This window comes from Sphingomonas xinjiangensis, assembly GCF_014199255.1.
GTDB classification, from domain to species: Bacteria; Pseudomonadota; Alphaproteobacteria; order Sphingomonadales; family Sphingomonadaceae; genus Sphingomonas; species Sphingomonas xinjiangensis.
In genome coordinates, this window is sequence record NZ_JACIJF010000026.1 from 21,263 (window position 1) to 29,927 (window position 8,665).

The window sequence follows — 8,665 nt, forward strand, 5'->3', positions numbered from 1 at the left end:
ACATGACCGAGCCGTTGAACCCGCAGCAGGCGCTCGCCCGTCGCATCCAGGACGAGTACGAAGCCGCTTACCGTCGTCTGAAGCTGGTCGATGGCCCCGATCGGCATAGCTGGAAGCAAGATCCTCGCGCACTCTCCTGGTGGACGGGTGACGTGCTGCGATCGGTAAGCTTTGGAGCACCGATCCTCCTTAAGCTGACGAACAGGCACGACGAGGATCCGACCCAGCTGTTCATCGAGGTGCGGCTGTTCTGGCGCGCCTGCGGCGAGAACCGCAGCGATACTGGCGTGTACGCAATGCTCAGGTGCGAAGTGGGACGGCGGTTGAGAGACCAAACCCACTCGCTTCTGCCCGCCTCGATGTCGCACATCGCCGCGGCAGACATGCCACTTCTGATCGCGAGAGCGACGCCGCTTATCGATCGAGCGATTGGTGAGCACGCGCGACAGGAACGCGACCGCTACCGGAGGGACTAGCGATGGACGCCCAGGCCTTTTGCGTCACATCACCGGCCACCTGGCTCGCGCGAGGCCGATCAGCGGATCACGCGAGAGCCTTGGCGCGGATTTGGACCGACTATCCAGATCTGCCACCGAGCGCTGCACCGGAAGACCGAATGGCCCGTATCCGGGAGCGTGCTTCCGCAATGCGGCCGCTCAATGCGGAGATCCAGGCCAAGTCTGAGCGAGAGCGGCGTGCCCGCAACTTCGCTTTCATCGAGGCGAAGGCCTCCTCGGGCTCGATCGATGCGCGCGACCTCGCAATCCTGCGAGGTCGCGACGCGCGCGGCTATGATTGGGACGAGGCCCTGCGCTACGCCGATGGCTGGTACGCTGCCCATGCAGGTTGGCCGCACCGCGAAAGTGAGCTTTCGGGAGGCCTATGATCGTGGCTTTCGCGATGGCGGTGGCGATGTTGGCGACCTGTTCGATGCCGCTCGCCGCTCCTTCACGGCCGCAGTGCGTGGAAGCAATCAGCCTCGCCCGAAGCCGGCGCAGATCTCGGCACGTCCACTGCCGAGCAGCTGGCTAAAGCCAACCGATCAGCCGCGGCCGACGCGGTGGTCAAAGCGGCTCCTCATCCTCACTGAGAATGACGTGAAGGACGTCGGCGCCGGCGGCACTGGCTTCCTGAACGAGGTTGTTGCGACCGACGGGGCGGAGGCTATGTCGATCGTCGTCCTGACCCAGGCCCCCGGCTTCGTCGAGGTGGACCGAGCCGAGAGCGGCCCGACCCTTCTGCCGCCGCGGGTCGGTTTGGAAGAACCCGCAGACCAGCTCCGCCAGCTTCTGAGCGGTCGCGAGGTCGACGACATCCTGACGACAGCACAAGGCGACCATCTCCGCATCCTCGACCTGGCGAGTGACGCACTGCCGCTCGCGCGCACCCAGGAGCGCACTCGAAACACGCTGCTGCAGCAACGCACGCATCTGCGGACTTGGCTTGCCCGAGGTCGCGATGCGGGCGCGAACATCGGCGCGGGCCACATCCGTTGGGGGAAGGTCACCAAGGGGCTCACCGGCAAGCTCGCCGAGTTCACCGTCCGCTACTCCGGCCCTGCTCCATCACGCGGCCACCTGATCGTGGTTGAGCTGCTCAACGGCGCGCCGGCGAACGGCTTTGTTGGCAGCGATGGCCATGTTCTCGATCCGGCGATCGTCATCAGCAACAAGGCCCGCCTGCGTCAGGAAATGGCGAGGGCCCTCCGCACCTTTGGCGGGGCGACACGCCTCGCCATCTGACGGCGCAAAAAGAAGGCCCGACAGCAGGGCTGCCAGGCCTTCAGGTAAAAAGGTTCACCGAAAACTAGTGAACCCCTCGAGTCGCGCCGCCGCCCTACGGGACCTTCGGCCGAGCGGCTTGAATAGATCCGACACGAGGCCGGGAAAGAAATGAGGGGGAGGGCGCGGGCAGCGCTGGTGTCAGCCTAGCAGGAGCCTGCTCATGATCCGTAAGCACCCTCCGAAGGTGCTCGCGCACGGATATTGAACGTCGCTTTCGGCGCAACTTGTGTGATCCCGAGCCGGAAGTGACGCTTTCAACCGCTCCCCGGTGCGTCGGGATCCTCCGGCTTCCGGTGGATTGCGCCAGATGCTTCGGCGGCGGCAGTGCCGGAACTTTCTTCCACCGTGATCACGCGTTCGCCAGTGTCGACTTCGCGTCGCATTTCGGGCCGTGACACACCAGGATCCTCGGTCCGCTCGCCGGCCAAGCCCTGCACGCCCTGGCCCTGTTTGTCGCTGTTGCCGACACGGTCTATCGGCATGCCCGTCCGCTTGTCGGTCATGGGTACTTCCTCTTGGCTAACCAGCATCTTTTCAAACGCCGTACCGTTTCAACGGACCAGATGCGCAGTCGGTCCGCACAGCGATGATCGTACCGGATTGACGACCGCCCGCGTTGCTCACTCAGCACACCTTCAGGTCGGCGACTTCCTGATCGTACCGACGAAGCCGCTTCAGAACGGTCTGGGTGCCGCGCGAGTCTCCACCAGTACGTTGAGGCAGCAGATCGAGAAGATCATTGCTCAAGCGCCAACGTCGCTGATCGAGTTTCAAGCCGCAGCCGCGAGGATGCCGCTCAAAAACCGCCCAACCATGAAAGACTGGCTCGAGCGTTTCAACGCCGGCCTGCCGGAGGCAGCATGACGACGACTGCAATCACACCTTGCCGCAATTCGCGCATAGCTAACCTGAATGATCGATGCCGGTTGGGATTGGATCGGACGTCCAAGACCATGTTCACGCAGAACTGTCTCGCGACCATTGGCGGCGGCGATACCGTCACCAGCGTGATCGCCGGCGCCAACCTGCTGAAGGCGATCCGCGGCTACGAGTTCAAGCCAGGGGACGGCCCTGAGCGCGACTACGGTTCACTGGAGTTCGCGGGTGGACGGATCTGCTTCAAAATCGATTATTATGATCCGGCATTGGAGTATGGCTCGGAAGATCCTGCCGACGCTTCAGTCACGCGCCGCGTGATGACTATCATGCTGGTGAGTGACTATTGAGTCTGACGTTTGGGAGGGAGCACCATGAGCCGATACAAGCTTGAGCCGAGGGCCGACCGAAACGACGTGGACCATGCCATTGTCGGATGGGATCGACCGCTGGAGACGTTCTTCGCACAGGTGTTCAGCACAGCGTCTCCCAATGAGGATCCGATCGTGTGGGTTGGCGCAGACTATGGGAGCTACGCACCCCTGAAGCGGCGATCGCTGTGGTGGAGCCGTTCGCGACCATACCGGTGGGAACGCGCGCAAAACTGCTTCAAGATTATGCGGACGGGCCCTCAAGGCCACCTAGTCGGCAGATCTAAGCAACCCTCACGAGCCTCTGCGCGAGCCCACCAAGGATGATCAGTGATGTACTTTCTGATGATGATTCCAGCGATCTTTGGGAGCGTTCCTGCACAAGCGACGAAGGCGTTTAACGTCGCTGGCCAGAAGCTTGAGGGTAAAGACAAGACGGTCTGCACCATCCGCGGCACCTGGAGTGACGGGGAGCCGTTCATGTACGTGGCATGGGACAAGTGTTCCGAGATGAGAGTGGAGCGCGGTGAGACAAAGCAGGTCCAGGAGACGATTGAGCAGGTGCATGGCACCGAGCAGACCTTCGTCGTTCCCGCAGGTGCCGATCGGCTGCTAGTCTCCAACGACTACAGCCGCGTTTTAGTGTTCAGAGCAGCTTCGGGCGAACCCGAAGAGATCCTCATCTCCGACTGAGGATCGTCAGAAGGGCCGATGTCTCTGCGGTCGCGTCGTTAGCTGACCCAAGGGCAAGGAATGCCGGCGCTGCCGGCAGATCGGCGTTGCCGATCGGGCTGATCCACCGTCCGTGGTGGTTTTTCTCTCTATTGAATGTTGCAGTTTGGCATGGGTGCGCGCTGCCTATCAAGGATGAGCGGTTCCCCCAATTTGCTGCGCAAATCGGCTCCCCCACTCCCCGCTGGCGCGGCCGCTTCGCGGTCCCTGACAGCCAGCGCCGGAGCCCATACCGTGTGTTCACCTCCAATCATCGAGAAGGAGAACCGAATGCACATCGCATTGTTTAAAGCCCTGAAGTCCCTTAACTTGAGCGACGATCAGGCAACCGAGGTTGTTAAGGCATTTGAGGAGTATCTGGCAGTGAAGATCAAGGAAGCGAACGCAGGCGTAGAAGCCCAGCTAAAGGCGCAGACTTGGGTCATCGCCTTGGTAGGCTTCATCCTCGCAGCTATCGGCCTCGCGCCAGCGTTTCTGAAGCTGTTCAGCTGAACAAAGGGGGAGGCTTCGGCCTCTCTCTTTTTCTATGTGAATGCCAAGCTGAACCTCCAACGCCACCCAGCACGCTTATTGGCTCACCATCACGCTGGACAGCGCACAAGGCTCTCGGTGTCAGATGCGCCGAACAAACGACTACCGTCGCTTGAAAGGCGAAGCTTGCCGCTAGACGTGTCCTCACCGTCAGCCCAGATCAACTTGCCGGTGTACGTCAGGCTATCGCCTCTCACCTGGACCTGCTGCAGCTCCATGGTTTCTTCGTAATAGGTGATCGAAGAGGCCCGGATCGTGAATCCTGACACATTCTCGCCGCCGCGCGAGTTGCAATCCGTCAGAACACGGGCCCATTCACCATGGAACTTGGACGGGAACGTTGGCCCTGCCGCGCTTGCCGATGGAAGGAAGGCTGCAACCAGCGTGATGATGGAATGAAGCATGTCGAACCCCAAGGTCTGTAGAAGATCTTGATCGATGCATGAGCGCAACGACAAATCAGCGTCGCGTACACGACTTTAGCGACGGAGTAGAGGGGGGAGGGATGGCCGGATCATGGTGATCCGGGAGAAGCCCAATGCCCTTTGTTATCGACATCGGCGGCGCGCCAGCGAGCGAACCCTGCGCGCAACTTGGCCAAACACCGGATTTCGAGCGGATCAACAAGCTGGAGGTCGCAGCATATCGTGCCGCGATCATCGCGCAGTACGGTTCGCCGCCGGCGGGATGCCCTCTGGTAGAGCTGCGAAACCCTCACGACTTCGGGACCTAATACACGCTTGGCGTTCGCGTGGATGATGATGACGCCACCATCGGCGCTGCAGCCGACTACCTGAACGTCGTTGAGGAAGGGCTAGGCACCTGGCTCGAGGCGGGTTTCACTCCTCCGGTCACCTATGGTGAGGACGGGGATCCCAAGGACGTGCGGAAGCTCCAGGACATCATCATCAGCGCTTTGGTTATCACCCGGCCTGGACCTGACGGGCGCTTCGCCCTCGCGGACTTCCAGAAGCTGCACGGCAATCTGACAAGCGCCTACCCAGCTGAAGCTTGTGCGGCATTGGAGCTGCTCAATCCGGTCACTTGACCGCGATTCCCGCTACCCGGGTAATCGTACTCGAAAGCACGAACTTTCGGCGCGCGGTGCAGAACGCAGATGGGGCCGGAAGCCACGGCAGTGCTTCCGACCCCATCCATCCAGAGAGCCCTCGGTATGCGATGGTTCAACAACGAACGCTGACCGTTCGGTGATGTTTCATCGGCTACCACAGCCAACCTTTCACTTCCATTGATGAGAACCCCCGTATGAGCAGCATCTTGCCTTCGCCGCGCCGCGCGCGCCTTGCTTCGCTGGAGAACGCCTACGCCGTCGCAGTGAGGCTCCGCGAGGCCAGCGGTGTCGATCAGTTCGTCGTTGGCACCGGCGACCCGGTCCAGCCCTTCCGCGTTGCAGCAGAACTGCCCACCGCACCCGAAATGGTCCTCGCTTGCGTGGCTTGAGCTAAGCCGTCATTCGAAACGGAGTGAAGCGATGAACGATGAGACAGAGGCACCAGGGATGCAGGTGCTGCGCTTCCTCGACGAACACGACCTGGAGCACACGCCGACGCACTACACGTTCGCGCACCGCCACTTGTTCGGGAATGAGGCGGATTTCTCGTCCAAGGTTCACGACCTGATCGATCGTCGAACCCGGATCAGTGCCGACGATGTGGAACGTTTGAATCCGGAGGCCGCTTCATCGGAATTCCCGCTTGGTCAGCTCGTGCCGAAACTCGATCAGGTTACGCTGCGGCTGCTCGACATCATCCGCGGTACGCTCGACGCTACCTCGATGCTCAACCGCAACCTGGTGCAAGCATCGGCCTCGCTACTGGACGCGGCCGACCTCAACACGCGAGCGATCGTCGCAGCGATGATCCTCCAGACCGCAGAAGCCGAGAAGAAGCTGGAGGAGACGATCCGCCAAGCGCAAGCACTACGCGATGAGCTTAGTTTCGTCGCACGGGGTGAGAGCCGGGATCCGGTTACAGGACTATACAACCGCGCTGCCACTGAGCGGAACCTCGCTGCAGCGGCCGAGGGAAGCTGCTGCACCGCCCTGGTCAACATCGACCACTTTCGGCAGCTCAACGACGTGCATGGGAGCGGGGTCGGCGATCGCGTCCTCAAGCTGCTCGCCACTACACTCGAAGATTGCTGTGCGCCCCACCTTGTCGGCCGCTGGGGCGGCGAGGAGTTTCTCATCATCCTGGAGAGCGCCGCAATCGGCAGTGCGGCGGCTCTGGTCGAGAAAGCCCGCGCCACCCTCACCGCTAAGCGGCTCCGCGTCCGTGACAGCGATCAGCCGCTAGGTACGATCAGCTTCTCAGCCGGCGTGGTGGCCTCGCGCGGACGATCCCCTGCTGAGATCATCGAAGCCGCGGAGGCCCTTCTTCAGCGCGCCAAGCGCAACGGCCGTAACCAGGTGTTGAGCGAAACCAACTTGGTAGGGCTGGACGGCGCGCCGTAGCGCGCCCTCCCTCCTACTTGCCGCGCGAGAACGCCTTCGACACCATCAGCGCTGCCGCCGTTGGCCGCTCCGCCATCTGATCGTTGGTGTAATAGGTCTTCAGCCAAGCAAGCCGCAGTGATGCGCGCGTGCGGTTTCGAGGCTCCTTACGCTTCCGACGAGACCTTTCCTCCGGCTCGCGAGATCTTCCCGACAGGCACAAAAACGGCGCGCCACGGACCCGTTGTGCGGCGCGCGGCAGGCGGCAATCGGCCCCTCGAAATGGTGCTCATGGAATGGGGCTTCCCGACAAAAATCCCGAGCAAGCGCGACCCTGAAATCAAGCTGTCCAAGTACGTCACCAACGCTCGCAATCTCAGCTCGAGCATGTGGTCGCCGTCGCTCAAAAATCCCGAGCGGCGCTGCATCGTGCCTTTCACGCACTTTGCCGAGCCACACCCCGAGGGCGGCAAGGGTGACGACGGCCAGCCTAAGCAAATGTGGTTCTCCCTCCCGGATCAGCCGATCGGCTTTTTCGCAGGCTTGTGGCGGCCGACCGAGCGCGGGGAGGCCTTCGCTTTCGGGACCACAGAGCCGAACGACATTGTGCGGCCGTGGCACCCGAAAGCCATGCCGGTGATCCTGAAACCGTGCGACCTGCTCACATGGCTGGACGGAGACACGGACGCCGCCAAGGCGCTCGTGCGGCCTTACGACGGACCTATGCACCATCAAGTGGAGACACCGCGCGGAGACCTGATCGAGGTCGACGCTTAACACCGGCTGCCGGCTCGCTCGCTGCGGTCCGGCCCCGTCGGGCCTCCCCTGGCTACGCATCGGCACAAGAAGCACGTGACGGGCATCGAGCCCGCCGCGTGCTGCTGCCGCGGGGGGTAAAACTCTCTCTCAAGTCGTCCGATTATCCCGGCCTGCGCGGTGAGCCTCAAGGACGACGGGGCCCCACCATTTTCCCTGCGGGAAAATCGTTGCCCCCATCGCCGCTAAAGCGGTCGCTGCGCGATCCTTGACCCTCACCGCGCTGCCCTCCTGCGAAAATCGTCTTGAAGAAGAAGGAGGAAGACATGCAGGTCTCATTGTTTCGCGCGCTGAAAAGCATTAATATCGATGACGAGATCGCGGCAAAGGCCGTCGAGGTTGTCGAGGAGCATATCGAAATGTCGGTCGCGGGCGCCGTTAAGCCACTTGAGAACAAGATCGACACGCTGGTCGCGCTGGTCGGAACGCAGAACGGCAAGATCGACGCGCTCGCGACGAAGGTGGAATCGGTCAATCTCAGTATGCAGACGGCAGTCTCAAGCATGCGGGGCGATATCAACACACTCCGCTGGTTGGTCGCCGCGACTGCCACGGTAATTGCGACCGCCGGAGCTGCGGTAGGCATCGTGGCGAAGCTTCCACTCTGACACAAAGCCGGGGGGCTTCGGCCCTTCGGCTCAGACGCACACGCAAGGGCCTCGCGGGTAACCGCGGGGCCTTTTGCTGTTCACGGTCATGCCGGCCTGGTCGGCTCGCTCGCGGGCGGCTTCGACCCTTCGGTCTCGCCGCCGCTACGCCTCGCCGGCCGCGCTAGCAGCGGTGCCTGGACCTACTGATAGCCGCCGTTTTCCTCACGCTCATGGGCGGCATCTTTCTGCGCCTCTTCCATGTCCTCCGCCTGCTCGTCCGGAGCGGAGTTCTGGTCCTCTGGATCGTACATCATCTCGGCTCTCCAATTGTCTCCCCATCAACGCTGGCGGCGGCGGATCGGGCCCGTCAGCGCACAGGCCACCAGCGGCGATCAGGTGGAGGAGAGAGGGTGAGGTAGGTGCGGTTTCAACGAAGGAGGTCGAGATGGCCATCACGTTTCGCATCGACGATGGACACGCCAATGTCGCCGTGCTCCCCACCATCATTACAGC

Annotated in this window: 15 protein-coding genes; 13 read left to right on the top strand and 2 right to left on the bottom strand. The window is 62.2% G+C overall.

Going from position 1 to position 8,665, the window contains the following annotated elements; all coding sequences use genetic code 11:
• The first annotated feature begins 2 nt into the window (after positions 1-2).
• The 3 genes from FHT02_RS19625 (at position 3) to FHT02_RS21730 (ending at position 1,742) form a co-directional block, all read left to right on the top strand.
• Complete coding sequence (locus FHT02_RS19625) at positions 3-476, top strand: hypothetical protein (RefSeq protein ID WP_184091624.1); 474 nt, start codon at positions 3-5, stop codon at positions 474-476.
• A 140-nt stretch (positions 477-616) separates the two neighbouring features.
• Positions 617-886: a hypothetical protein gene (locus FHT02_RS21725; protein ID WP_246352573.1), complete on the top strand. Its 270-nt coding sequence runs from the start codon at positions 617-619 to the stop codon at positions 884-886.
• A gap of 211 nt (positions 887-1,097) precedes the next feature.
• Entirely contained in the window at positions 1,098-1,742 is a 645-nt protein-coding gene (locus tag FHT02_RS21730) for a hypothetical protein (RefSeq protein WP_246352574.1), read from the top strand.
• Between the two features lie 296 nt (positions 1,743-2,038).
• Here the strand turns inward: FHT02_RS21730 and FHT02_RS19635 are convergent, their stop codons facing one another.
• Positions 2,039-2,287, bottom strand: coding sequence for a hypothetical protein (locus tag FHT02_RS19635; RefSeq protein WP_184091626.1), 249 nt, complete (start codon positions 2,285-2,287; stop codon positions 2,039-2,041).
• 97 nt (positions 2,288-2,384) lie between these two features.
• On the opposite strand from FHT02_RS19635, the gene FHT02_RS19640 reads away from it, so the two are divergent.
• From FHT02_RS19640 to FHT02_RS19655, 4 genes are all read left to right on the top strand, one after another.
• A complete protein-coding gene (locus FHT02_RS19640; RefSeq protein ID WP_246352575.1) occupies positions 2,385-2,648 on the top strand; it encodes a hypothetical protein in 264 nt (87 codons plus the stop codon).
• Positions 2,645-3,010: a DUF3768 domain-containing protein gene (locus tag FHT02_RS19645; protein WP_184091628.1), complete on the top strand. Its 366-nt coding sequence runs from the start codon at positions 2,645-2,647 to the stop codon at positions 3,008-3,010. Before FHT02_RS19640 ends, FHT02_RS19645 begins: the two co-directional genes overlap by 4 nt.
• Positions 3,011-3,364: 354 nt before the next feature.
• Positions 3,365-3,724, top strand: coding sequence for a hypothetical protein (locus FHT02_RS19650; RefSeq protein WP_184091630.1), 360 nt, complete (start codon positions 3,365-3,367; stop codon positions 3,722-3,724).
• 309 nt (positions 3,725-4,033) lie between these two features.
• A complete protein-coding gene (locus FHT02_RS19655) occupies positions 4,034-4,255 on the top strand; it encodes a hypothetical protein (RefSeq protein ID WP_184091637.1) in 222 nt (73 codons plus the stop codon).
• Positions 4,256-4,344: 89 nt separating this feature from the next.
• On the opposite strand, the gene FHT02_RS19660 is transcribed toward FHT02_RS19655, so the two are convergent.
• Positions 4,345-4,710, bottom strand: coding sequence for a hypothetical protein (locus FHT02_RS19660; RefSeq protein ID WP_184091639.1), 366 nt, complete (start codon positions 4,708-4,710; stop codon positions 4,345-4,347).
• 122 nt (positions 4,711-4,832) lie between these two features.
• Between FHT02_RS19660 and FHT02_RS22125 the strand changes: the two genes are divergently transcribed.
• From FHT02_RS22125 to FHT02_RS19685, 6 genes are all read left to right on the top strand, one after another.
• A complete protein-coding gene (locus FHT02_RS22125) occupies positions 4,833-5,027 on the top strand; it encodes a hypothetical protein (RefSeq protein ID WP_343057011.1) in 195 nt (64 codons plus the stop codon).
• An 18-nt stretch (positions 5,028-5,045) separates the two neighbouring features.
• Positions 5,046-5,342 (top strand): hypothetical protein, encoded by a 297-nt coding sequence (locus FHT02_RS22130; RefSeq protein WP_343057012.1) that lies wholly within the window; start codon positions 5,046-5,048, stop codon positions 5,340-5,342.
• Between the two features lie 218 nt (positions 5,343-5,560).
• The gene (locus FHT02_RS19670; RefSeq protein WP_184091641.1) at positions 5,561-5,755 is read left to right on the top strand and encodes a hypothetical protein; all 195 of its coding nucleotides are present in this window, start codon (positions 5,561-5,563) and stop codon (positions 5,753-5,755) included.
• 31 nt (positions 5,756-5,786) lie between these two features.
• Positions 5,787-6,767, top strand: a complete 981-nt coding sequence (locus FHT02_RS19675; protein ID WP_184091643.1) for a GGDEF domain-containing protein — start codon at positions 5,787-5,789, stop codon at positions 6,765-6,767.
• Positions 6,768-6,887: 120 nt separating this feature from the next.
• Positions 6,888-7,523 carry an SOS response-associated peptidase family protein gene (locus FHT02_RS19680; protein WP_184091652.1) on the top strand — a complete coding sequence of 212 codons (636 nt, stop codon included), beginning with the start codon at positions 6,888-6,890 and terminating at the stop codon, positions 7,521-7,523.
• A 305-nt stretch (positions 7,524-7,828) separates the two neighbouring features.
• Positions 7,829-8,170, top strand: coding sequence for a hypothetical protein (locus tag FHT02_RS19685; protein WP_184091644.1), 342 nt, complete (start codon positions 7,829-7,831; stop codon positions 8,168-8,170).
• Positions 8,171-8,665 lie beyond the last annotated feature (495 nt).

What these genes read in the sequence shown, in the direction of transcription:
- FHT02_RS19685 (WP_184091644.1), top strand. Translation starts at nt 7,829, where the DNA reads ATGCAGGTCTCATTGTTTCGCGCGCTGAAAAGCATTAATATCGATGAC.
- FHT02_RS19680 (WP_184091652.1), top strand. Translation starts at nt 6,888, where the DNA reads ATGCGCGCGTGCGGTTTCGAGGCTCCTTACGCTTCCGACGAGACCTTT.
- FHT02_RS21725 (WP_246352573.1), top strand. Translation starts at nt 617, where the DNA reads ATGGCCCGTATCCGGGAGCGTGCTTCCGCAATGCGGCCGCTCAATGCG.
- FHT02_RS19675 (WP_184091643.1), top strand. Translation starts at nt 5,787, where the DNA reads ATGAACGATGAGACAGAGGCACCAGGGATGCAGGTGCTGCGCTTCCTC.
- FHT02_RS19650 (WP_184091630.1), top strand. Translation starts at nt 3,365, where the DNA reads ATGTACTTTCTGATGATGATTCCAGCGATCTTTGGGAGCGTTCCTGCA.
- FHT02_RS19635 (WP_184091626.1), bottom strand. Translation starts at nt 2,287, where the DNA reads ATGACCGACAAGCGGACGGGCATGCCGATAGACCGTGTCGGCAACAGC.
- FHT02_RS19670 (WP_184091641.1), top strand. Translation starts at nt 5,561, where the DNA reads ATGAGCAGCATCTTGCCTTCGCCGCGCCGCGCGCGCCTTGCTTCGCTG.
- FHT02_RS22125 (WP_343057011.1), top strand. Translation starts at nt 4,833, where the DNA reads ATGCCCTTTGTTATCGACATCGGCGGCGCGCCAGCGAGCGAACCCTGC.
- FHT02_RS19625 (WP_184091624.1), top strand. Translation starts at nt 3, where the DNA reads ATGACCGAGCCGTTGAACCCGCAGCAGGCGCTCGCCCGTCGCATCCAG.
- FHT02_RS19655 (WP_184091637.1), top strand. Translation starts at nt 4,034, where the DNA reads ATGCACATCGCATTGTTTAAAGCCCTGAAGTCCCTTAACTTGAGCGAC.
- FHT02_RS19645 (WP_184091628.1), top strand. Translation starts at nt 2,645, where the DNA reads ATGACGACGACTGCAATCACACCTTGCCGCAATTCGCGCATAGCTAAC.